At 35.9% G+C, this 24,965-nt stretch carries 23 protein-coding genes and 1 CRISPR repeat array (1 of these 24 running past the window's edge); of the genes, 12 read left to right on the top strand and 11 right to left on the bottom strand.

Going from position 1 to position 24,965, the window contains the following annotated elements; genetic code table 11:
- Positions 1-12: 12 nt before the first annotated feature.
- Positions 13-1,320, bottom strand: coding sequence for a PTS sugar transporter subunit IIC (locus tag ACYT32_RS06925; protein WP_395265332.1), 1,308 nt, complete (start codon positions 1,318-1,320; stop codon positions 13-15).
- 151 nt (positions 1,321-1,471) lie between these two features.
- Here ACYT32_RS06925 and ACYT32_RS06920 point away from each other — a divergent pair, with 151 nt between their 5' ends.
- A complete protein-coding gene (locus ACYT32_RS06920; RefSeq protein ID WP_395265333.1) occupies positions 1,472-2,317 on the top strand; it encodes a MurR/RpiR family transcriptional regulator in 846 nt (281 codons plus the stop codon).
- 111 nt (positions 2,318-2,428) lie between these two features.
- Here the strand turns inward: ACYT32_RS06920 and ACYT32_RS06915 are convergent, their stop codons facing one another.
- The 3 genes from ACYT32_RS06915 to ACYT32_RS06905 all read right to left on the bottom strand — a co-directional run bounded on the left by ACYT32_RS06915 (position 2,429) and on the right by ACYT32_RS06905 (position 4,550).
- On the bottom strand, positions 2,429-2,890 hold the full coding sequence (locus ACYT32_RS06915) for a threonine/serine exporter family protein (RefSeq protein ID WP_395265334.1): 462 nt from the start codon (positions 2,888-2,890) through the stop codon (positions 2,429-2,431).
- Between the two features lie 2 nt (positions 2,891-2,892).
- Positions 2,893-3,657, bottom strand: coding sequence for a threonine/serine exporter family protein (locus ACYT32_RS06910; RefSeq protein ID WP_395265335.1), 765 nt, complete (start codon positions 3,655-3,657; stop codon positions 2,893-2,895).
- Between the two features lie 104 nt (positions 3,658-3,761).
- Positions 3,762-4,550, bottom strand: a complete 789-nt coding sequence (locus ACYT32_RS06905) for a hypothetical protein (RefSeq protein WP_395265336.1) — start codon at positions 4,548-4,550, stop codon at positions 3,762-3,764.
- 126 nt (positions 4,551-4,676) lie between these two features.
- Between ACYT32_RS06905 and ACYT32_RS06900 the strand changes: the two genes are divergently transcribed.
- Entirely contained in the window at positions 4,677-5,582 is a 906-nt protein-coding gene (locus ACYT32_RS06900) for a proline-specific peptidase family protein (RefSeq protein WP_395265337.1), read from the top strand.
- Positions 5,583-5,855: 273 nt separating this feature from the next.
- Here ACYT32_RS06900 and ppk1 read toward each other — a convergent pair whose 3' ends face one another.
- The 5 genes from ppk1 to ACYT32_RS06875 all read right to left on the bottom strand — a co-directional run bounded on the left by ppk1 (position 5,856) and on the right by ACYT32_RS06875 (position 11,745).
- Positions 5,856-7,859, bottom strand: a complete 2,004-nt coding sequence (ppk1, locus tag ACYT32_RS06895) for a polyphosphate kinase 1 (RefSeq protein ID WP_395265338.1) — start codon at positions 7,857-7,859, stop codon at positions 5,856-5,858.
- Positions 7,860-7,886: 27 nt separating this feature from the next.
- A complete protein-coding gene (locus ACYT32_RS06890) occupies positions 7,887-9,260 on the bottom strand; it encodes a DUF2252 domain-containing protein (protein WP_395265339.1) in 1,374 nt (457 codons plus the stop codon).
- Positions 9,261-9,450: 190 nt separating this feature from the next.
- Complete coding sequence (locus ACYT32_RS06885) at positions 9,451-10,869, bottom strand: PTS galactitol transporter subunit IIC (RefSeq protein ID WP_395265340.1); 1,419 nt, start codon at positions 10,867-10,869, stop codon at positions 9,451-9,453.
- A 28-nt stretch (positions 10,870-10,897) separates the two neighbouring features.
- Complete coding sequence (locus ACYT32_RS06880) at positions 10,898-11,203, bottom strand: PTS sugar transporter subunit IIB (RefSeq protein ID WP_395265341.1); 306 nt, start codon at positions 11,201-11,203, stop codon at positions 10,898-10,900.
- A gap of 14 nt (positions 11,204-11,217) precedes the next feature.
- On the bottom strand, positions 11,218-11,745 hold the full coding sequence (locus tag ACYT32_RS06875) for a PTS sugar transporter subunit IIA (protein ID WP_395265343.1): 528 nt from the start codon (positions 11,743-11,745) through the stop codon (positions 11,218-11,220).
- A gap of 274 nt (positions 11,746-12,019) precedes the next feature.
- Between ACYT32_RS06875 and ACYT32_RS06870 the strand changes: the two genes are divergently transcribed.
- From ACYT32_RS06870 to ACYT32_RS06835, 8 genes are all read left to right on the top strand, one after another.
- The gene (locus ACYT32_RS06870) at positions 12,020-12,784 is read left to right on the top strand and encodes a DeoR/GlpR family DNA-binding transcription regulator (protein WP_395265344.1); all 765 of its coding nucleotides are present in this window, start codon (positions 12,020-12,022) and stop codon (positions 12,782-12,784) included.
- Between the two features lie 17 nt (positions 12,785-12,801).
- Complete coding sequence (gene lacA / locus ACYT32_RS06865) at positions 12,802-13,236, top strand: galactose-6-phosphate isomerase subunit LacA (protein WP_395265346.1); 435 nt, start codon at positions 12,802-12,804, stop codon at positions 13,234-13,236.
- A 17-nt stretch (positions 13,237-13,253) separates the two neighbouring features.
- A complete protein-coding gene (gene lacB, locus ACYT32_RS06860; RefSeq protein ID WP_395265347.1) occupies positions 13,254-13,769 on the top strand; it encodes a galactose-6-phosphate isomerase subunit LacB in 516 nt (171 codons plus the stop codon).
- A 300-nt stretch (positions 13,770-14,069) separates the two neighbouring features.
- Positions 14,070-15,014: a hexose kinase gene (locus ACYT32_RS06855; RefSeq protein WP_395265348.1), complete on the top strand. Its 945-nt coding sequence runs from the start codon at positions 14,070-14,072 to the stop codon at positions 15,012-15,014.
- A 27-nt stretch (positions 15,015-15,041) separates the two neighbouring features.
- On the top strand, positions 15,042-16,037 hold the full coding sequence (gene lacD, locus ACYT32_RS06850; RefSeq protein WP_395265349.1) for a tagatose-bisphosphate aldolase: 996 nt from the start codon (positions 15,042-15,044) through the stop codon (positions 16,035-16,037).
- 113 nt (positions 16,038-16,150) lie between these two features.
- Positions 16,151-16,468 (top strand): hypothetical protein, encoded by a 318-nt coding sequence (locus ACYT32_RS06845; protein WP_395265350.1) that lies wholly within the window; start codon positions 16,151-16,153, stop codon positions 16,466-16,468.
- Between the two features lie 193 nt (positions 16,469-16,661).
- Entirely contained in the window at positions 16,662-17,396 is a 735-nt protein-coding gene (locus tag ACYT32_RS06840; RefSeq protein ID WP_395265351.1) for an SDR family oxidoreductase, read from the top strand.
- Between the two features lie 24 nt (positions 17,397-17,420).
- The gene (locus tag ACYT32_RS06835) at positions 17,421-17,822 is read left to right on the top strand and encodes a MerR family transcriptional regulator (protein WP_395265352.1); all 402 of its coding nucleotides are present in this window, start codon (positions 17,421-17,423) and stop codon (positions 17,820-17,822) included.
- A 131-nt stretch (positions 17,823-17,953) separates the two neighbouring features.
- On the opposite strand, the gene ACYT32_RS06830 is transcribed toward ACYT32_RS06835, so the two are convergent.
- Together ACYT32_RS06830 and ACYT32_RS06825 are read right to left on the bottom strand one after the other, a co-directional pair.
- Entirely contained in the window at positions 17,954-18,781 is an 828-nt protein-coding gene (locus tag ACYT32_RS06830; protein WP_395265353.1) for a DNA/RNA non-specific endonuclease, read from the bottom strand.
- A complete protein-coding gene (locus ACYT32_RS06825) occupies positions 18,781-19,452 on the bottom strand; it encodes a sunset domain-containing protein (protein ID WP_395265354.1) in 672 nt (223 codons plus the stop codon). Before ACYT32_RS06825 ends, ACYT32_RS06830 begins: the two co-directional genes overlap by 1 nt.
- A 134-nt stretch (positions 19,453-19,586) precedes the next feature.
- Here ACYT32_RS06825 and cas9 point away from each other — a divergent pair, with 134 nt between their 5' ends.
- Positions 19,587-23,654: a type II CRISPR RNA-guided endonuclease Cas9 gene (gene cas9 / locus ACYT32_RS06820; RefSeq protein ID WP_395265355.1), complete on the top strand. Its 4,068-nt coding sequence runs from the start codon at positions 19,587-19,589 to the stop codon at positions 23,652-23,654.
- 263 nt (positions 23,655-23,917) lie between these two features.
- Positions 23,918-24,622: a type II-A CRISPR-associated protein Csn2 gene (gene csn2, locus ACYT32_RS06815; RefSeq protein WP_395265356.1), complete on the top strand. Its 705-nt coding sequence runs from the start codon at positions 23,918-23,920 to the stop codon at positions 24,620-24,622.
- Positions 24,623-24,642: 20 nt separating this feature from the next.
- A CRISPR array of direct repeats spans positions 24,643-24,965; the repeat unit is 36 nt; unit sequence GTTTTAGTAGTAAGTCATCTCATTTACTTAAGAACC; it runs 422 nt beyond the window's last position.

Genomic DNA, 24,965 nt, shown 5'->3' with positions numbered 1-24,965 from the left:
TAACTACCTCTTTTAGTATTCGACGGAAGTATCTCCTTCTTCTTCCTTACGATATTGATTATCTAGTGCTTTGACGAATGGGTAATAAATTAGTACAACTAAAACAACACAAACTAATTGAGTTACCAATCCTTGCCACCCTCCGACAAGAAATCCAGAGAAACCAAATGGAGTCGCCCAAGGAGCTTGAATATTAGTAAACATCGGCATAAAGCCAACTGACATGGATAAGAAAGCCACTGATACTGAAACAATTGGAGCCAAAGTCACAGGAATCAACATTAATGGGTTAAAAATAACTGGCAATCCAAAAATCAAAGGTTCATTAATATTAAAGAATGATGGAATAAAAGCAATTTTAGACATTGCTTTCATTCTGGATGACCTTGCGATAATAAACATTGTAATGGCAAGACCAATAGTACATCCAGCCCCACCAATGGTTGCAAATTGATCAAGCATTTGGACTGTTCCATAATTTCCATGTCCTGCCGTCAATTTCCCTAATTCCGCCAACTGTTGATTTTTATCGGCATTAGCATAAAGAATTGGATAAAGCATTGAATTGATAACAGTTGGATGAATTCCAAACCACCATAGCAACCCATTTAATCCAGCAACTAAAATAATGGCAAATGGAGCCCCAATAATTCCCTGTATAGGAGCCTGAATAACTGAGTAGATCATGTTTGGAAAAGAGCCAGATAATACAGTTCCAATTCCATTAATGATTAAAGAAACTAGGACAATGAAGAAACCTGGAACTAAGGCACTAAATGCTTTACTAACCATTGCAGGAACGCTATCTGGCATCTTAATACCAATATTCTTCTTCACACAAAAATGTAATATTTCAATAGTAATTATTGATGTAATAATTGCGGTAATAACACCCTGTGTACCTAACCAATCAAAAGACAATACTTTTTCTACTGTTACACCTTTATCCGTTGTAACAGTCTTAGGTAACACAACGACATAGGAAACGATTCCTAGAACCATTCCCATTAACTTGTCCAAATTGTAGCTTTCAGCAAGTTTATAGGACATAGTTCCAGCAAACATCAGACCCATCATATTGAAAGTTGCACGATAGGCAGGTGAAATAAAGTCTGCCCAATGAGAGCCAAAAATATTAGCCATAAATTCTGGATATCCACTAACTGGAAAATCCGTAATTAACATAAAAATTGAACCAATAATGGTTAATGGCATAATAGCAAAAAATCCGTTACGAAGAGCTTGGAAGTATCTTAAGTCAGTTACTTTAGATACCTTAGGAACAATATTCTTTTCTACAAAGTTCGTCATTCCATCCATAATAGATAATCTCCTTTTCTAAATTCTATAATTATAATATGTTGTATAACTATCAGAGGGAACACTATTAAGTCATAATGAAACTATGTTTCACTAAAACGTAAACAAAATCTTATAAACATCGAAACAAACATTTACGAGGAGAACTAGAATGACCCAAATCATAAATGAACTACGTGAAAAGAATAATTTTACAAGCAGTTACTTAGTCTTATCACAATATATTTTGAACAATACTGAAATTGTTTTGTCTATGTCAATTTATGAACTCTCTAAAAATACTCATATTTCTACTGCGGGAATTGTGAGGTTTTGTAAAAAATGTAAAACCACTGGTTTCAAGGATTTTAAAATTAATTTAGCTCGCGATTATGAGCAAAAACTACTAACCATCGAAAATGTTGATGCTAATACCCCATTTTCAAAAAATGACGATCCACTAACAGTTTCCAGTAAAATATCTAGATTATCTATTGAAACTATCACAGCAACTCAGCATCTTCTAACTACAAAAAAATTAAATAATGCTATCACTCTTATAAAAAATTCTCATAATATATACGGTATCGGCGTTAGTAGCAACTTCATAAGACTATCTGATTTTCAATTAAAACTATTACAAATTAATTATCATATTCTTTTAATGCCCTTACAGGCTGAGCAGTTTTATCTTTCAATAAATTCGGATGACAAAGATGTTGCAATCATCATATCTAGAAGTGGAACAACTGCTGAAATAGTAAATGATGCTAAACATTTTCGACAAAATGGTACTCCTATCATTGCTATAACCGACGATGAACAAAGCCCTCTTGCACTTTATGCCACCGTCGTTTTGCTAATACCTCAAAAAGAGACCCTACCTTACGGTGTATCAAATTTTTCATCTCAGATATCTATAGAATATATTCTTAACACTCTCTACTCCTGTCTTTTCAACAAAAATTATGATACTAATTACAACAATTTACGAAAAACCCCAAAATCCCATTTTTAGCTTTTATATTAGATAATCTTTTTGAGAAATCTAACTTGATTTGACAATCCATCCTACTAAAAAAGCCCTTTGATTCTGCAATGAGAGTCAAAAGGCGTTGTTTATTTCATTCTATTTATTTTCTCGTTTGTTCAAATATCTTTTTAAAGGAGGATAAAGTTTATTGGCTATCACTTCTGCGATAATGAAACCAATTGCTAAGGACATCCCTACAGTCAATGCCTCAATAAAGCCATAAGCAGCTAAACTATCATTGCCTAAAGTAAAATTACGCATACTATTGTATAAAATAGCTCCGGGAACCAATGAAACTAAACAGGGAACATAGAAGATATTAACTGGTGCTTTTACTAAAATTGCCCCCAGATTGCCGAAGATACCAATCACAATCGCTCCCATTAAATTAGGCATGATCAAACCATGGTTATACCAACTGACAATAATGTAGACCACCCAGGCACTGGCACCGATAATACCTGCTGGAACTAGTGTCCGTCTAGGATTGTTGGTAATAATACCGAAGCCAACGCTGGATAAGAAGCCAAAAATAAATCCATAAATTATTTCTGACATAACTAACCTCCCATGATCGCTTTAATTACAATTTGCCCAATAATCACACCACTACCGATTGAAATACCTGACATAACAGCATCAGTTGCTCTGACTAAACCGGAAATAGTGTTTCGCTCAATAATTTCCCGCAACGAATTGGTCATTGGCACCCCTGGAACTAACGGCATCAAAGCACTGATAATAATATAGTTAGCATCATGTGCCACCCCACTTACACCTAAGATATGTGCAATCATGCTGATCAATAGACTCCCAATAGCGACTGGAATATAAGGTATTTTAGTATTGTGACCAACGAATTGTGCAGCTAAGTAGCCTATAATCCCAACGAAGAAAGCCAATCCTAGGTCACCCCAAGTGGCTTTAAATAATAACATCGGTGGCATGGAAACTAATCCAGCACCGATACACTTAGTAATCCATGAAAAATCCAAGGTCTCATCTTTAACTCGCATGACCTCTCGGCGTAACTGTTCAAAAGTTATCTTTTGACTTGTAAATTCTCTGGATAAAGTATTGATCTCATCTACTTTTTGTAAATTAAAATCCCCGACCCGAACTTTGAAGATCCGAGTTTTGGCGCTCTTTTCAGAACTAACAAAAATACCAGTCATTGTCGCATGACAAACAACTGGTATACTTGCAGCTCTTCCGATATATTCGACTGTGTTTTCAACACGAGCTGTTTCAGCACCATTTTCTAGTAGAATCGTCCCCACTTGACCACAAAGAGTGACAATCTCTTCCTCACTGATAGCACTCATGATGGCTTCCTCCAAATGGTAGATTTTTTATTATCAGAATATTATTAACACATTCCCCTATCAAAGCAAAGCAAAAAGACAATTCTTTTTCTGAAAATTATCGGCTACTTAGGCCCTTTCCAATAAGTTCCCTTCAACAAGGCAAATATGGAAATTGCGATAATAATTCCAATAACTATCAAAATATAATTAGTTAAATTATTCATCTGTGGCAAGGAATTTCCCTGATCCTTATCCTGATTGCTTGAAGTTGTAGTCTTAACTTTTACTCCATCAATATCTGACAGCAGATTAGGTAACTTGGTCGTTGTAGTTTGTGTTTTGTTTGGTGTGGAAATAATTTTATCTTCCGTTGAGCTTACATTTAAGTTGGAAGATGTTGAAGATTTTTTATCAGCTTTTGTCACTTGCTTTAAACCGGACATGGCAGGATTTTTAGCACCTTCAGGACGTAACGAATCAAAATCAAAAGTGATTGTGACCGTAGTTTGATCAATTTTAGAATCGAAAACTTTGGTTTGAACAACCGCTGTCAAACTCTTCTTCAAGTCTGATAGCTTGTCGATTTCAAAACTAACTGACTTCAAATTATTGCCCTTTACTTGGGTGGCAGGTTTATGACCGTCGATTGATAAAATATTGAGATCACTAAAATCAGTATCTTTAGTTAACAGAGAAACTTGGTAACTACCATTATCATTGGCCTTGACCGCAGCCCTTCTGGTAAAAAAGTTATCGACTGGTGAAATTGAATTGGAACCAGACTTATAAACCTTGAAGTTAACTTCTTGATTTGACTCGACTGTATCAGCTTGAACAATGAGATTCATCATGCAAAAAAAGCCTAAAAGTACTCCCACAAGCACTAAACTTCGCAATATTTTCCTCATCATCTCGTCCTCTCTAACACATTCAATTTTACCATAATTAGAAAGTTTCAAATAATATTATAGAATGTTTGAAAAGGACTAAGAAATAGATATATACTTATACTTATCATAAGCAGGAAGGTGAAATTTATGAAACAAGGAACAACAATCCTTACTTTAGACAACGGGTATCACTTATGGACCCACACAACTGGCCACGGTGATATCAAATTGCTGTGCCTCCACGGTGGACCTGGTGGAAATCACGAATACTGGGAGAACTTCGGCGATAAATTAGCTGATCTTGGCGTTCAAGTTACATTTTATGATCAATTAGGATCATGGTACTCCGACCAACCCGACTACAGCGATCCCGAAATTGCTAAAAAGTATCTGACTTACGACTACTTCTTGGAAGAAGTTGAAGAAGTTAGACAAAAACTAGGACTAGATAATTTTTATCTAATCGGCCAATCATGGGGTGGCGCATTAGTTCAAATGTACGCTGCTAAATATGGTCAACATCTAAAAGGTGCCATCATCTCAAGTATGGTTGACGAAATTGACGAATACGTTAAAAACGTCAACAAATGCCGTCTAGATACACTTGGTCCTGAAAAAGTTAAGTACATGGAAAAGATCGAAGCAGAAAACAAGTTATCCGATCCTACATATCAAAGCTATGTTGACATCTTAAATGCAGAATACGTTGACCGTAAACAACCAATTTCCATCAGACACTTGGTTGACACAACCGCTGTTCCTGTCTATAACACATTCCAAGGTGACAACGAATTTGTTATCACGGGTAAACTAAAAGATTGGCACTTCAGAAAACATCTCAAAGAAATCACCGTTCCTACATTATTAACATTCGGTGAACATGAAACAATGCCACTTTCATCTGCTAGAATTATGCAAAAAGAAATTCCACATGCCCGCTTAGTAACTACACCAAACGGTGGACACCATCACATGATCGACAATGCACCAGTTTACTTCGATCATTTGGAAACATTCATCAAAGACGTAGAAAGCGGAAACTTCAACGACTAGAGAGTGAAACAAGCCTGGGAATTTCCGAGGATTTACCTAGGTTTATGAATTGCACGCGTTTTTTGCGTGTGATTTATAAAACGTAGTAAACCGGAAGAAATTGGGTTCTAAAACAGCTATATATCAGTAGAAATACTGCTATATAGCTGTTTTTTTATATATGAAAAAACACAAACAAAAAAAGCCCTTCATGGTACCAAATGAAATCAAATTATTTCATCCAGTAGCCACAAAAGGACCATCGTCATTCTCTAACAAAGAACAGACGAGTTCTTATTTTGTATGTATATATTTACGATACTTCAATTGTCGTAACCAAGTTTGTTGTGCGGAAAAGCCATTATGAACCTTTTTCTTAACATAATCGCCGTCTTCATTCATATAATATGAATTTTCCGTATCTCGCCAATACATCTTCACGATTTTCAACAACTGACGCTTAGGCTTTTCTTCCAAAACAGGTACTGCTATTTCAACACGTCGTTCCAAATTTCTAGTCATCATATCCGCCGATGAAATCCAAACATCAGTATGATCCTTACCATATTGAAACTTATAAATTCGACTGTGCTCTAGCAGTTCACCGACGATACTCTTCACCCGAATATCTTCCTTGGGACCGCAAACACCTAATTTGAGTGAACATGGACCACGGACGATCAAGTGGAATGGCAAGCCTTCTTTAGCTGCAGCGTAGATTGCATTGATGATATCGACATCTGTCAATCCATTAACTTTCATAAAGACTTCGCCTTGACCATCACGTTTATACGCCTCAGTCGCCTTTTTAATATTGGTCACGATCATGTCGTTGATCCCATTAGGTGAAGTTGCCAAAAGTTTATATGGCGTTTTTTGACCAGTGATCAAGTAGTTGAAAAACTTCGTGGCATCATCCACATACTCTTGATTGCTTGTGAAATAACTTATATCAGAAAAAACATGTGACGTTATGGCGTTATAATTACCAGTTCCAATTTGAACATAACCAGTATTATCAGCATGCAAAACTAAACAGATTTTCGAGTGAACTTTATTGACCTTATCCCCGAACAGCACCCTAACGCCGGATTCTTGAAGCAATTTAGCCACTTCAATATTATGAACTTCGTCAAATCTAGCTCGCAATTCCACCACTGCTGTAACGTCGATTCCTTTGTTGGCAGCTTCTTGAAGCAGTCTCAATAAGTCAGAATTCTCTTCCGTTCGATAAATCGTTATACAGATTTTAGTCGTTTTAGGATCGTTGACAGCTGCTTCTAAATAATCAACGAAAACTTGGAACGAATCGTACGGATACTGAACTAAAATGGGTGACTTATTCAAATATTGCAAAATATCGTTAGAGCTGTTCCATTGTAGTCCTTCAAATGGTGCAGAAACTAAAGCAGGATGATCCTTGTACATCTTAAAAATCGTGTTCAAAAATTTAAGATCGACTGGTCCTTGAATCTTGTAGACGCTCTTTTTACTAATGTTGAACAACTTAGCAAAATACTCGCGTCCCTTTTTATCGCCGTTACATGCAAATTCAACTCGAGTGATCTTTCTTAAATCTCTAGTATCAACATACTTGATCATTTCACTCAAATACTCTTGATCAGTTGAATTTTCATTCAAAAAATCATAAGGCTTATTTTGGTCGTAAGTGACACGGAAAACATAGAATTTAGAAATCTGATATTTTCGAATCATGTCAGAAGCACAGTGACGAATCACATCTTCAATCAAGATAAAGTGGTTGTCGACACCAGTTTCCATCAAACGTCCTAGATCCTCAGGAATTGGGCACGTATAAACATAATTGGGAGTTTCCATCAGTAAATTCAAATTACGTCTAAACTTGAATTCCTTCATGAATCGTTGCATGTCTAAGCGCGGTAAAATTTTCTTATTATAAAGTTTTTTAATATGTTTCTTCTCTGAATCATTCAAGTCACCGAACTTCATCAACTTAAAAAGCTTCTTTTCTTTAGCTTCCTTCATTAATGAATGGTAGGCCATATACTCTTTTTCAATATTTCGTGTATTAAATTCGTAAGCCAAGCTTAACAATTCTTCACCCGAAAAACCGGTCCGTTTTTCAGACTCGTTATGTTTCATCAAAGTTAAAATGTTATGCATTCTGACTCGGAAAAATTCATCTAAGTTATTTGAAGCAATCGACAAGAATTTTAACTTTTCCAAATATGGAACCTTCTCGTCATAAGCTTGATCGATTACTCGATTATCAAATAATATCCAACTTAAATCCCTATTATAATATTCATCCTTCATATAGCTAGTTAACCTTCATTTCTAAATTTATCCTTCATCCCTCTGTTCTTTTTTAAACGAATCATAATCGTATTCGACTTGTTTGACATAACTATTAGTAAAGTTCATTAACGAATTAGCAATATCAGCGTATTCCTCACCAAATCCAATGATCAATGGATAGTTAGGCGAATGTGAATGAGCTCTGGCTAATAAAATTACGCAAACTTTCGTATAGTCCTCAAATGATTCAAAGTCTAGTTTGTCTAAATTAATTGAAGATTTCATATCTTTAAATTGCCGCATGTAAAAACTGTATTTCTTGGTATCAAAGGCCCCTAAAAATGGATCGGATGCACTCTGCAAAATCAATTGACTGTTAACAATATTCTGTCCCTGACTGACATCCACATCAGAATAAAGTTTATCATCATTATAAATTGGCAAAGCTTGTTTAGCTTGAAGTACCAAGTAATTACTGTCTAAATCTTGCAACAAGATCAAGTAGCAGAGAGTTCCCACACTCCCTACACCGACACTGTGCCGCACAATGTCAATAATATCAAAGTCTTCCAAAAATAACCTAACATCGCTACGTTGATTCTTCTTGTACTTCTTGTAACCCTCGACCACATCTTTGTAATCCTTTTCGCTGATATGTTGAGTTACTGGTTTGTTTTCGACGAATCGACGTTCTCCACTGGCACTAACCTCAGTATATTTTTCAATGACCAATTTTGAATTGCTCTTTTGAGCTTTTTTGATGCTCTTGGCAATCATCTTATTGAAAGATTCCTGGAAATATTCCTCGTTATCCTTCAATTTACCAAAAATCTCAGTAATGTTTTGCAAAGTATTTGGCAAAATAAATCGCTTCATTTCAGAGATTTTTGTCATATGTTTGAGAGTGTCAAAGTAAGTATCGACCACAGTCAATAAAAACTCTTGCACATCAGCTTCCTCAAAGCCATGTGCTCTGGCAACAATCAAGGCACTGACCAATAATCGCTTCAAATCATATTCCCAATGACCTAAGTGAGCTTCGTCAAAATCATTCATATCGAACAATAATTGCCCTTCAGAAGAGCCATAGAAACCAAAGTTTCCTAAATGGGCATCCCCACCCACTAGAACTTTGATACCACTATTCTCATTGCGTGACATATCATAATGCATTACATCAACTGTTCCCCGAAAAAAAGCAAAGAGTGACTTAGACATTCGTTCCCGTTTTACCGCTAAGAGTTCTGGAACTAGTAGCTTATTCTTAATATTCAGGATCTTATGAATATTCCTTTTCTTCGGTTCAAATTGATTGAATTTATCAGATACCGTCGTGGCAAAGAAGCGGCCTCTAATAATTAATTGTTCTGTACTTTTAAAAGCATCAGTATCTTGGAAAGTATATGGTGTTCTGCTCATACCGGTCATCTCCTTAATTTTATTATACAATAGGTAGCTTGAATAACTGTGAGCTTTCACTTATTTTTACATTATGATTAAGTATGACTAAATATTTTTATTAGACGTGCTTAAAATTTAATTATTTTATAATTGACTACAAAAAAATCCCAAAGAATTAACTTTGGGATTTTCTTATATTCTTTTCTAATTATTTAGCAGCTTTAGCAGCAGCTTCGTCAGCATAAATCTTGTTTCTCTTCTTCATTTGCTTTGCGTACCAGATGAAGATCAATAGGTATGCAGCAAGTGCTAATGCAGCATAAAGGATAAACTTGATTTGACCAGTTGAAGCGTTACCTACTAAGTAAGCTAGGAATTTTTCAATAGGACCTTCCATTGTTGAGTGGGAAATCATTGTACCTGATGCAAGTCCCTTAGGGAATGCGCCAAGTTTCTTAGCTGTAGCTGTAACCATTGGTGCTGACAATGTACCTGCCCATAGGAATAGAGGCAATTCAATAGCACCAATAACGATCATACGGATAATCTTACCACGTGTAACAACTAGCAAAGCTGGTGTAACACCCATGGCGATAATACCACCTAAAGGCAAGATCTTGTTACCAGGTAATACAAGTGCTTCAAGAAGCATGATAGGAGCCAAAACGTTAGCAGCAGCCCAGATTTCAGCACGACCAGCGATAAATGGCCAGTCAAGTCCAACGTTCATTGTACGACCTTTAAGTTTCTTGTTAGCAAAGTCTGTAATACCTTGTGATAATGGTTCAACAGCGGCAATAAACCATGAACCGATCAATGAGAATAGTTCCAAACAGAATGCGGCTGTGAATGATAGTGTAAAGATTTCCTTAATACCTTGGTGTGAAAGTAAACCAATAAAGATACCTAAATAAATACCGATAGCGAATTTACTTCCCCAGAAACCGATCTTCTTGTTCAATGCAGCAGCATCGAAGTCGAATTTATCTAACCATGGGAAAATAACATCGAAAATCTTATCAAATACCATGATGATTGGGTTCATCATGTAGTTCATATGTGTTGTTGTCATTGGGTTTGAAGCTGGTGCGTGTAAAAGATCATTAAAAGTAGGTTTCATCAAATCTGAATTGATAATCTTCAAAACACCAATAAAGATAACAAGCAATGTTGTGATTAATAAGTTTGCGCCGAAGAACATAGCTAACAAACCAACGAAAGCTAGATGCCAGATATCAAAAATATCAACATCAAGTGTATTAGTCTTGTCCAAAACGATCATAACGATATTTACGATAACCATTACAAGCAAGAAGAACAATGTATATGGTGAACCCCAAGTAATAGTAGCAAGTGGAGCCCAGCCTAAGTCGGTTACTGATAGTTGAATACCAGTTGACTTAACGAACGCATTCAAGGCGTCTTGGAAAGCTGTTGTCAACAAACCAATAACGGCACTGATAGCAGTAAGAGCGATGGCTAATTTAATACCACCCTCCAAAGCTTTAGAGAATTTAACTCTAAAGATCAAAGCGATGATAGTCAAGACGATTAACATCATTGGTGCAGCGCCAAGGTCAATCAAAGGCTTGAATATCAAGTTAGCAAAATGAATAATTCCTGACATTTCTGTTTCCCCCTAGATGAACAGTTTTTTAAGCTTTGCCACTATCTTTAATAGCTTGTTCTACTTGATCGTAAACAGGCTTTGCCATAGCAGGCATTCTGTAAAGGATAGGACCAGCATCAACAACTGGGCAACTAGGTGTGAATCCAAGGTCAGTATCAGCGATTGGTGTGAATAGATCGTAATCTTTCAACATATCTTCAGTAATATCTTTGACCATAACAGCGTCACATTGTACGTCATAACCACGGTTGCTCATTTCTTCTTCCAAAGCATCTTTGATTTGGTGACTTGAGTTAACTCCGGCACCACAAGCAGCTAAAATTTTAAACATAATTTACACTCTCCTTATTCGTTGTTCTTAGCGTATTGAGTAAACTTTCTATTCAAGAAAGAATAGATTTCTTTAGGATTTTCACTCTTAAAGAATGGTACAAGCTCGTTTTCAGAAGTACGAGCCATGAAGTCCATGATTTGTGCCAATATATTCGATTGGCCTTCTGGATCATTGTTTAAAATCATGAACAAGAACTTCACTGGAAATTCTTTCGAAGGATCTATCATATTATGGAAAGAAATTTCTTTGTCCAACTTAATTGGAACGATCATTCTTGATTTTACGAATTCACTCTCGGTATGTGGGATTGCAATGTTAGGAATCTTTGCAGATACGACTGACATGTCAATTCCAGTAGGATAGTTCTTTTCGCGTTCCAACAAGTTGTTAATGAAATCTTTAGTTACTAAATCTTTAGTTACTAAATCTTTTTTTAGTAAAGAATCAGCTATTTCACGAAACACTTCCTCTTGTGTTGAAGCCTTTGAAATATAGACTTCACTTTCGCTAAACAGTTGATCAGTAGCCAATTCACCCATTAACACCATCACCTACCTGTTCACTTGTTTGTTTTTGTTTACAACAACAATAGTAAACGCTTGCAGAAAATATGTCAATACAAAATAAAAAAATATAATAGTCTTAATGTGTTTTCCTATATTAAGTATAGGAACGGGAATTTTTAAACTATATCAGTGCAGTAAATGCTTACACAAAAATAAACATTTACATGTCAAAAACGATTGACAAGTAAACATTCAGGTGCTAAATTATGTTTGTAACGAACAATAGTAAACAAAGAGAGGTGATCTTTTGTTAAAGAAAGAGCGCTTTCTAAAGATACTATCGGAATTAGATAAAAACGATATTGTTACTGTTAATGATTTAACTACATTGTTGGATTGCTCTGATATGACTATCCGACGTGATCTCGAAGAATTATCAGAATCTGGTAAGTTGATCCGAATTCACGGTGGAGCTCAAAAAATCAGCGTTTCTCCATTAGAGGAAGCATCTCATGTGGAAAAGCGTCAAGTTCATATTAAAGAGAAACAAGAATTAGCCAAATTAGCAGCTAATCAAATCGATAATTTCGATACAGTCTTTATTGGTCCAGGAACAACGTTGGAACTGATTGCTCAAAACATTACGAAAGATATTAATTCTTTGAGAGTCGTCACCATCAGTATTCCTGTCTTTGAAAGCTTTAAAAATTCAGAATTAAATTGTGAATTGATTTTAGCTGGTGGAATTTATCGAAGCCGTTCAGGAACATTGATCGGGGCTTTGGCAAGCAATGCTGTCAGTGGACTAAAATTCGACAAAGCATTTGTTGGCGTCAATGGGATTCAGAATTCTCAGATTATGACTGCCAATACTGAGGAAGGTCGAATTCAAAGCGTCGCTTTAAATAACTCACAGACAAAATACATCGTAGCTGATAAATATAAGTTAAATCGCAATGATTTCTATACTTTCTACAGCCTTGATGATGTTGATTATCTTGTGACTAACAAAGGCACTTCCAAAGAAACTATCGATTATTATCAACAGTATGTAAGACTTATTACCAAATAATTGGAGGGATTATTTTTATGAAAATCGCATTAGCTTCAGATAAAGCAGGATTTGAATTAAAAAACTACATCAAGAACTATCTTGAAAATGAAGGAAAAGGTTACGAAATCGTTGACCTTTCAGAAGAACCAGCTGCTGACTTCGTAGATTCATCAGTTGCAGTCTCACACGCCGTACTTGATGGCAAAACAGACCGTGGAATTATGTTTGATGAATATGGTACAGGATCAGCTATGGCAAGTAACAAGATCCATGGCATGGTAACAGCTAACGTTACTGAAGAAAATACAGCTCATATGACTACAGAACACAACGGTGCTAAGGCAATTGCTATTGGTGCTGGTATCGTTGGTAAGAAACGTGCCGAATCAATCGTTGATGAATACTTAGGTGTCAACTACGCTGGTGGACGTCACCAAATCCGTTTGGACATGCTAGAGAAATTATATTAGTAGGAGGGAATTAATTTATGATTATTGCATTAGGAAACGACCATATTGTTACAGATACTAAAATCAAGATTTCAGAAATGTTAAAGGCTATGGGCCACAAGGTTATTGATGTTGGTACATACGACCACACAAGAACACACTACCCTATCTACGGACTACGTGTTGCTAACCTTGTTCGTGATGGCAAAGCAGATTACGGTGTTGTCCTTTGTGGTACAGGTGTTGGTATTTCAACAGCCGCTGACAAGAACCAAGGAGTTCGTGCAGCTTTAGTTGCTGATACAACAGCCGCTAAATATGCTAAGGAACACCTAAATGCAAACGTCATCAGTTTTGGTGGTGCCGTTGTTGGTGAACACCTTGCAGAAGAAATCGTTAAGACCTTCCTAGCAGCTAAGTATCTTGGCGAAGACGACGACCTAGTTAAGAAAATCGATGCCGTTGAAAGCAAAGACAACCCAGAACAACATGACAATCCACACTTCTATGACCATGAAATGAAGTTGTGGGACGAAGGATTCTATCACGACTAGAGAGTGGAACAAGCCCGGGAATTTCCGAGGATTTGCCCAACTCAACAAAAGTAAATTATCTTTACCGCAAAATCGCTAAATCCAAACAAAAATTCAATCAAAAAAATATACACACAAATCAAGTGAGCTACCATTGTGTAACTCATCAAGGGCTATATGAAATAAAAAGTTAGCCCGGCCTCAAGCACTGAACGTATCTGTACAGTGCTTGAGGCTGGACTAACTCGATAAATTGTTTCATAGAACCCATTTTTAATGGCCGAAATTGACTATTTTAAATTTAATAAAGGGGTCCACACAATGAGTAATTCAGTTTTAACAATCACCATGAATCCTTCTGTTGATATCTCTTACCCACTAGAACATCTAAAAATCGATACAGTCAATCGTGTTAAGGATGTTTCCAAGACAGCTGGTGGCAAGGGATTAAACGTTACAAGGGTTCTCAAACAATTAGGCGTCGAAGTCACAGCGTCAGGAATTATTGGTGGCACGATTGGTCAATATATTACTAACCAACTTGACGAAAACGATGTCGACCATGCTTTTATGAAAATAAGTCAAGAGTCTCGCAATTGTATCGCTATTTTACACGATAATGGCGACCAAACTGAGATTCTTGAAGCAGGTCCTATCCTTTCAAAAGATGACGAGAACAGTTTTCTTAAACATTTCGAGGACCAAGTAAGTAGCTTCAAATTAGTAACAATCTCTGGTAGTTTGCCTCAAGGTTTATCAAAGGCACTCTACTCCAAGATGGTTCAAGTCGCCGCTAAACATAACGTACCAGTTATCCTCGATAGCTCTAACGAGGCCTTACGTTTAGCACTAGAAAGCGATGTTAAACCATTTATGATTAAGCCCAACCAAGATGAAATTGCTCAATTGATTGGCAAAGAAATTGGCGATTTAAATGATCTCAAGGACAAACTAGCAACTGAGGATATCTTCCAAGATATTCCTTGGGTCGTTGTTTCACTAGGTTCACACGGCGCATTCGTTAAATACCATCAAGACTTCTTCAAAGTTAACATTCCAAAAATTAACGCCGTAAACCCAGTTGGATCAGGCGATTCAACCGTTGCTGGTTTAGCCGCAGGTATCGTCAAAAACGAACAACCAGAAGATATTATGAAACGAGCTATGACAGTTGGAATCCTGAATACCTTACAGGAAAAAACTGGATATATTGACATTAGTCAGTATAAAGATTATTTTGAAAAGGTAGACATAGTTAAGTACTAATGTTTAATTTATTATTCGGAGGAATGAATGTATATGACAACAGCAAAGAAGTACGCAGCACTAGAAAAAATGTCTGACAAGAACGGAGTTATTGCAGCTCTTGCTATCGATCAACGTGGATCACTAAAGAAGATGTTAGCCGCAGCCGCAAATAAGCCAGCTAACGAAGAAGATATCGTTGAATTCAAGAAAGCAATTTCTTCAGAATTGACACCTTATGCTTCAGCTATCCTTTTGGACCCAGAATATGGTCTTCCAGCAGCTAAAGTTAGAGCTGAAGGTTCAGGACTATTGGTTTCATACGAAAAGACAGGTTATGACGCAACTGAACCTGGTAGATTACCAGACTTGATCTCAATCTGGTCAGTACGTCGTCTTAAGGAAGCCGGAGCCGACTCAATCAAGTTCTTGCTTTACATCGATCCAGACGAAGATAAATCAATTATTGACCAAAAAGAAGCCTTTGTAGAAAGAGTTGGTGACGAATGTGTTGCCGAAGATATTCCTTTCTTCGTTGAACTTGTTACATATGACGACTCAATCGGTGATGTTAAGAGTGCTGAATACGCTAAGGTAAAGCCTCACAAGGTTATCGAAGCTATGAAAGAATTCTCAAAGCCACAATATCACATTGATGTTTTGAAGGTTGAAGTTCCTATTAACCTTGACTACGTTGAAGGATTTAACGGCGACAACCCTGTTGTTTACACAAAGGATGAAGCTATCAAGTACTTCAAGGAACAAAGTGATGCTACAGACTTGCCATACATCTTCTTGAGTGCCGGCGTTTCTGCTAAGGCCTTCAGAGATGAATTACACCTAGCTAAAGATGCTGATGCTAAGTTCAATGGTGTTCTATGTGGACGTGCTACATGGAAAGGTGCCATCGAACCATTCGCTAAAGACGGCGAAGAAGCTGGTAAGAAGTGGATGAACGATCAAGGTAAGAAGAACATCGAAGAATTGAACGAAGTTCTTGCTGAAACTGCTACTTCATGGAAAGACAAAGTTTCAAAAGACTAATTTAAAACTTTAAATTAAGAGATTTTGAATAAACTGGGTTTTCTTGAACACTCTTCTGTTCAGGAGAAGCCAGTTTTTCATTATTAGAGAGAAAGCTTTTCGGGGGTAAATTTATGGTTCCTGCAAATTTTGAACTAGCCAAAAATGCCATTACATCAATGGTTGCAGTTCTTTTGATCGTTATCTACATTATTTATTTAATTTCTAAGTATTCACATCGTGATAAAGAAAAGGTTTGGACTGCCGATACGATCTTATTAAGTTTTGTAGCCCTCTATTGCGTTTACATCACCTTAATGAACTTCGTTAAATTGACAGCCAACTTAGAATACCTGAACACGATCATTACCTTTGTCTTTATGGTAGTCGTGGTCGCCTTTATTATTAGTTCAATGATTAAACGTTCTGGTAAAAAATCTAAAGAGAAATAATGTATTAGACATAACTGATGATTCGGTTATGTCTTTTTTTGTACATTTCGTAACGAAAATAAACTAATCCTCCCCACTACAGCAATGATTCGTATAATTCAATGCCCCTTCAACGATTCAAAAAATTAATCTCCCCAATTAAAGATGCTATGCTGACTCCAAAACAATAATCATTTTGTAAGGAGCATTTGACATGAAAAAAGTGATTGTTATAACTGGTGCTTCCAGCGGTATCGGTGAGGCTGCAGCTAGGATTTTGGCCAGACAAGGCAATAAGGTCGTTTTAGCTGCCCGCCGTGAGGATAAGCTAAAAAATATCGTACAAGATATCACTAAAACCGATGGTATTGCGGCTTACAAGGTCACCGATGTCACCGATCTAAACCAAGTTGAAGACTTAGCTCAATTTACTCTGGACACTTTTAGAAAAATCGATGTCTGGATTAACAACGCTGGTCTAATGCCTCGTTCAGAATTAATTAAGGGGCGTATCTACGAATGGAATCAAATGATCGATGTAAATTTGAAAGGCACCTTAAATGGAATTGATGCTGTCTTACCTATCTTGCGAAAAGAAAATAGTGGACAAATCATCAATATCTCTTCAGTTGCTGGTCATACCGCGAGCATTGGTTCTGGAGTTTATTCGGCCACTAAATTTGGCGTTCGAGCTATCAGTGAATCTTTGAGAAAAGAAGAGGCAGCTGCTAAAAGTAATATTCGGGTATCCGTCATCTCTCCTGGAGCGATTGATACTGAATTACCAGACCATGTTAAAGACCCTGAGAATAAAGAAATCACTGACAAATTTTATGCTGACTATGCAATTAGTGCTGACCGAATAGCCGAAGCGATCGCTTTTGCTATCAACGCACCCGAAGATACCACAATCAATGAGATCGTCATTCGACCAACTACTCAAATGTAAATTCATTCAAGGATTTGATAACACATGAAAATTTCTGAAATCAGTAAGCAAGTTGGTCTTTCGGTCTCCAGCATCCGTTACTATAGCGACTTAGGTTTAATTCCTTCCATGACTAGAGATTCAGAGGGTGAACGAATCTTTGATAATGAAGCCATTACTTGGCTACAAGGAATCAAATTTCTACGAGAATTAGGCTTAACTATCAGCGAAATAAGGTCTTATCAAGAGCTTTGTCAAAAATCCGGTCCAGCAGCTGTAAAAAAACGCCACGCCATGTTGTTGAAGCAATATCAAAAAGCACAGGCTGAATTAACCGACTCGACTGAACGATTAACCCTCTTAAAGGCTAAAATTCAAACCGAGGAAGCAATAATTGCTGGTAAAAAGAATGATAGTTTAAGTCCTGCTCGACGGTTTAGTCAGTAACCAAAGTGAAAAAATATCATTTGATTTACAGATAACAAAAAATTCCAATGAAATTAACCAATTGAGATGGTTGATTCACTGGAATTTTTTTATGAAAGACATTAGATAATTGCTTTAGTTTATAGAAACTTTTAACCAACCTGACTAGTTCCGTCAGCATAATTTAACGTCACGCCTGATTGAACGTTGAAAATATAAACATTGAAATGAACTGAGTTATCACCGATAGATTGTGCTTCCATTTGTACCCCTCGTGGCAATAATTCATCACCACGAAAGATTGGTGTAACACGATATCGAATATAATGGGCGTTGCTTTGTTTTAAGTAATATGCGATATCCATTTCATGTGCTAACATCTCAGGACTATTCAAAGAACGAGTTCCGGTCATCAAGTTCTTAGGATTATCATTTTGACCCGTTAGTTGATAGCCGATCAAATGGCTACGATTATACAACCAACCACCACTGATCCGTTTATTATGCCAACCAGTTGGATTCCAGTGCAATGGTTCCCGTTTAGCTTTTGGCATTAAAGAAACATTTAGCATTGCATTGGCGGCAGTGACTCGATTGAGATTATCCAAATCGCCATAAGTTTGCCAGGCACCTTTGGCAGTACTCAAATCATTGTCATTAAATTTGGGATTATTGTTATTAACGATAATTTCTTGCGAGCCATTATAATCTAGGTTCGCTAAGTCTGTATTATCAGCGTTTTTATTTTGCTGGTTATTATGTTCATCGATATATTTTTGATTGTCTGCAATCTCTTGTTGCAGCTTCGTAATCGATTTTTTTAACTTTTTATTTTTTGAAACAAGCTTCTTAGCTTTTTTCTGGTAAGTATAATTATATTCAGTTTGGACATGCTTATTAGCTGCTTGGCTTTCTTGCGTAAAAGTTGCCGTGGCAGGAACTAATGATAATAAAATTAAAAGTTTAACTAGTTTTTTCATTAACGTTTAGACCTCCGATAACCAGCATTGATGGCCTCTTGTTCGCTACTAAAGTGGACCGCATTCGCTGAATTCATGTTATATCCAGCCTGTCCGGGGACGTGATATACATGGGTATTCGAGTTACCAATAATATCTCCAGAATCTGCTGTATTCATATCACCACGTGGTTGTGAATTAGTCGTTTGGGATTGTTGTTGAGAAGCTGCAGCTTGTTGCTTCTCAGCTGCCTTAGCTTGTTCTTCTTGTTGCTTTTGAGCCGCCGCTTGAGCCTCAGCCTCTTTTTGTTTTTGCGCTTGATCAGCACTTTCAATCTGATCCTTTTGATCTTGAAGCTTATCATTTTGCTTCTCAAGATCTTTTTTCTTTGCGATCAAAGCCACATTCTCTTTTTTGGCTATTTGATACTTGTCTTTGCCAATGTACTTTTGTTTCTTTACGACTTTGGCAGCTGTATCGGCAGAAGTCGTTCTACTTTTATCTGCCGAATCACTCCCAACTGAGATAGCACTCATAATCGTGAAAAAAATCATTAATACAAAGCTAATTGCTAAATATTTTAGATATTTTGTTCTTTTGGGCCTATTTTTTACATTTAAAATTACTTTCACGATATAAAAAACCACAGCCAAAGTAACAATCACTAACCCTATACTACTTATTGCAGTCATAATTCCCCCCTATGTAAGATTAAGAATGATTGAAAAAATATGTAAATGCGAATTGCTATTGAGAAGATAATAGCTTTAGTTTAGTATATAGTTAAATTTTAATCAAGCTTAGTAAAGCGTTTAAGGAGAATGGAATGGATAAAAGAGAAGAACCATATTATATCGGTTTAGACATTGGTACAAGTTCTGTAGGATGGTCTGTTACCAACAAAAACTACGAATTACTTAATATCAAGAAAAAGAATCTCTGGGGTGTGCGCTTATTTAGTGAAGCTGAAACCGCTGCTAAACGACGGACTAGTCGCTCGACTAGAAGAAGATATAGACGCCGACGCAATAGAATCAATTGGCTCAACGAAATCTTTAGCCAGGAGCTTGCCAAAATTGACCCTTCTTTTCTAATGCGACTTAACTCCTCTTGGGTTTCCAAAAAAGATCCTTCACGGTCACGTGATAAATACAACTTATTCATTGACAAAGACTATACTGACAGCGATTACTATCACGATTATCGGACGATTTATCACCTAAGACGTGACTTAATGCTCAATGATAAAAAGTTTGACGTTAGGTTAATTTATCTAGCTTTACATAATATCATCAAATATCGTGGTAATTTCACGTACGAATATCGAAAATTCAACATCTCTGAAATGAATAATGACTTTACAAAGATGTTAATCGAGTTCAATCAAGAGTTACCTTTGGAAACCGGCTTCCCAGCTAAAACTGATTTCGAAAAAATTGCAGAAAGTTTATTAGCTAAAGATACTAGTCCTACTTTCAAAAAAGACACAGTGATTAATTCATTAACTTTAGATAAAGACTCAAAAAAATATTTGCAAGAAATTTTGAAACTTATTTTAGGCAATTCAGCTAACTTGAATAATATATTCAATACCGATTTAGAGAAAAGTGATTCTAAATTATCGTTTTCAGATAAAGATATTGAAACCAAGCTACTAAATTTAGACAGTCTGTTATCTGACAAGCAAATTCATCTGATTACTTCTGCCAATAAAATATATAGCACCATAACCTTAAATAATATTTTACATGGTCAAACCTATTTGAGTTTAGCTAAAATCGAACAATATAACGGACACCGAAATGATTTATCCAATTTAAGGAAAATGTGGTCTAATTCTACAGATTCTGAGTTAACCAAACAGGCACAACAAGCATATAAAAAGTACATTAACAGTGACCTTACAGCTGATCAGCTTTATAAAGATATAACTCCATTTTTGGAAAAAGCAACTCCTAAAAATCTGGCTCAAGAAGCGTTAAAAAAGATCAACGCACACACCTACTTATTAAAACAACGTACTAGTGAAAACGGGGTAATTCCTTTTCAGTTGAATCTTATTGAGATGGAAAAAATAATTGATAATCAATCGAAGTACTACCCCTTCCTAAAAGAGAACCGAGATAAACTTATTTCTATTCTCAGCTTCCGGATTCCCTATTATGTCGGACCTCTTCAAAATGATAAAAAGAATCCCTTTGCCTGGATGGAGAAAAAGGTTCAAAAGAAAGCTAGACCTTGGAACTTTGACGAAGTTGTCGATCGTGAAAAGTCTTCGAATAATTTCATAAAAAAAATGACCTCTACTGATACTTACTTAGTCGGTGAACCGGTTTTACCGAAAAATAGTCTAATATATCAACGATATGAAGTTCTAAATGAATTAAATAATATTAGAGTAACCAAAGATTTAAAGACCGATCCCAAAGGATCAAAACTGCCTTTACCTGCCAAGCAACAAATTTTTAATGACCTTTTCAAACGGTATAAAAAAGTTACCAGTGAACAATTGGCCAAATGGCTCATCGCTAATAGTTACTACACCGCTCCTACTATTATGGGGTTAGCGAAAGGATCTGAATTCATCTCCTGTTTATCAACCTTCATTGACCTAAAAAGTATCTTTGATCAAGCCTTCGTTGAAGATCCAGCTAATCAACCACAATTGGAAGAATTAATCGAGTGGTTCACTGTTTTCGAGGATAAAAAAATACTGTCTGAAAAATTAAACACTTCCAAATATTCATACACTCCTAAACAAATTAAACAGCTCTCCAACATTCGCTATCGTGGCTGGGGAAGATTATCCAAAAAACTACTTTGTGGTCTCAAAACTGAAACTACTACAGCTCAATCACATCAATCAGAAAATTACTCAATTTTGAATTTAATGTGGGCTACTAAAAAGAATTTCAATAGTATCTTGAATGATGATAACTACAAATTTAAGACCAAAATCGACGACTATAATTCTGATAAAAAAGATGACGTTGACATTAAAGAGCTTGTTGATGACATTCATACTTCGCCAGCCTTAAAACGTAGTATTATCCAATCGATAAATATTGTTCAAGAAATTGTAAAAATTATGGGACATGCGCCAGAGCACATCTTTTTAGAATTCACTCGAGAAGATCAATCTTCCTCTGTAACCGATTCACGCAAAAAGCAATTAAAAAAACTTTACGCTTCACTATCCAAAGATACTAAAAAAATAAAAACTGATTTACGTAAATATCTGATTCCTAATAAGAATATCCGTGATGAACTAAAAAACCACAATAAAGATCTCTCCAATGAAAGACTGATGTTGTACTTCCTTCAAAATGGAAAGTCCCTCTATTCAGGCGAACAATTGGAACTTGATAAACTATCAGAGTATCAAGTTGACCATATTTTGCCACGAACATATATTCCAGATAATTCGCTTGAGAATAAGGCCCTAGTCTTGGCCACTGAAAACCAGAGAAAGGCTGACAATCTATTACTTGATCCTGCTATTATCGACAAAAATATTGAACGTTGGACATACATGAAAGATAAAGGCATGATGGGTCCAAAGAAATTCAAAAATTTGACTAGACGTGTCATTTCGGACGACGATTTGAATAATTTTATTAATCGTCAATTGGTTCAAACTTCCCAAATCATTAAAAACGTAGCCGATATTCTCGATAATATGTATAAAGATCAAGGCACCACCTGCATTCAATCAAGAGCAAACTTAACAAGTAGTTTCCGAGCTGCCTTCAGTCAACAAAATGACAATTACCATTTCCAACATCCCGAGTTCATTAAAAATCGTGATGTCAATGACTTCCATCATGCCCAAGACGCCTACTTAGCATGTCTTCTAGGATTATATCGCCTCAAAAAATTCCCAAGTGATGAGATGCTTTTGGTTAAGAAAGAATATCGTAAGTTTTTTGCGATCGCACAAAATAATTTTCAAAAAAATGGTAAGATGCCTGACAACCAAAAAAACGGTTTTATTTTAACCCCCATGGTCGCTGGAGATACAGTCGTTGACGCTAATAAAGAAGAAATCTGGAATATGGAATTCAAAAACCAAGTTATTAAGATATTCCGTTACAAACCATATAACGTCACAAGAAGAACGGAAATCAAATCTGGTGAATTCTACAATCAAACACTTTATTCCCCACACGATCCTAAAATCAAAAAAATAATTGCTAAAAAGAAAGACTTGGATCCGACTATTTATGGCGGTTACAGTAGCGCGAATTCAGCATATCTAACCATTGTTAAAGTTGATAATAAAAAGACGAGTTTGATATCCGTCCCCATAAGACTAGCCGCTCTAATTGATGAAGGTAAACTTTCGTTACAAAAATGGCTGGAAGATAATGTTAAACATAATAATAAAATAGAAATACTCAAAACTAAGATTCCGATTAGCCAACTAATACATAGTACTCAAAGTGGTTATTTAACATTACAATCAGAAAAAGAAATCGCTAATGCACAACAATTGATCTTACCAGCAGAATATGTGGCTCTTTTGACTTTATTACATGGTCCAAAGACGGAATATGAGCAAATTTTGTCATTTTATGACGAAGACTATTTGCTTAAAATCTTTGATACCATCATTGATAAAATGAGCGTCTTCTATCCTTTCTATAGCAATGAGAAGAAATATTTAGTTTCAATCAGAGATGAATTCATGGGAGCTACACAAATAGAACAAGTAAATACTTTGCAACAATTATTAATAATGCTTCATGCAAACTCAAGCAATGCCAAAATTGAATTTGGTGAAATAAAAAAGAGTCGTTTTGGACGAAAAAGTAATGGTGTCCAAATTAAAGACATTGATTTAATTTATCAATCTGTCACCGGCTTATACCAGAGTATTTTCCATGTAGAGTAAAAAGTGCAAAAAAAAAGCCCCCACGCGGGAGCAGCCGTTAGGCTATTTAACATTTATGTTTATTTTAATTAATTCAGTAAGTCATCTCATTTACTTATGAACCAAATTCATTTTATCGTACTTCTATTTTAAATTCAATATATGCACCCAAAAGGCTTAGTACAATCATTGATTGTGACTGAGAAGCAGTTTGCAGCAATGAGCTTTCTTACAGGAAAAAAAGACAACTCTGAAGAGAATACTTTTGAGAGGTTAACTGTAATATGACAAATACTCTTACGATTTTTCCTTATCAGCCATTTGAATTAAACTACGGTCTAACATTGCTAAACTTTCAAAATAAGAACGAATACTCACAGTTGATCTTTCGTTTACACAATCTCAAAACACACACTACTTTGGTTGACGACCAAGATAGAATTTTACATTTTTATACAGATCCTGATGATCCTATCGAGGAACACCTCGCAGATATTGCATTAATTGGCGATCTCAATAATTTTGATATAAATTCTGCTGCACAATTAAAAGTTGTCTTGAAAAAATTGATCAGTGATTCTACTGTTTTAAAAGATAAAATTGAAGGTATCAATTCTGAACTCAATGATCTAGTTTTTGCATCTATCACACCGTATTCTGTCCCCTTAAATCTAGATTTTTATGCCGACTTTGAAAAAATCTTAAAGGCAAAAGGAATCTTCATGGATACTAGTAAATGGCAGAATTACTGTGATAAACTTATGGACGTAGTAAGCTTTTATTCAGAATTTTTTAACAAAAAAATATTAGTCTTTTATAGTTTAGAGCGTTTACTTAACTCTGAACAACTAAATGAGATAAACAAATACTTAAAATCTGTTAACTTATCAATCGTTAGCTTCGAATCCTATCCTATGATGTTGAAGGATGAGACCTTAGATGCAAGGGTTTATTCAATCGATAATGACCATGTTAGATTCGATTATTAGTGATTGATTAAAAAATAACGGTTTTAGTAGTAAGTCATCTCATTTACTTAAGAACCTATCTAATAGCATAGAAAGGTTAGTAATGTGTTTTAGTAGTAAGTCATCTCATTTACTTAAGAACCATCAACTTTCCAATCAACGTCTGTAAATGTGTTTTAGTAGTAAGTCATCTCATTTACTTAAGAACCTGGTAAGAGCTTAGCTCAAAACACTCAAGGGTTTTAGTAGTAAGTCATCTCATTTACTTAAGAACCCCGGAAAGAAAGTACAAAAAGCTGGTCACTGTTTTAGTAGTAAGTCATCTCATTTACTTAAGAACCACCTGAAAAGGAATGAGTGTTAG

The organism is Companilactobacillus sp. FL22-3, assembly GCF_054881455.1.
Note: the sequence above shows the minus strand (reverse complement) of the source record. Positions and strands in the feature narration are given on the sequence as shown.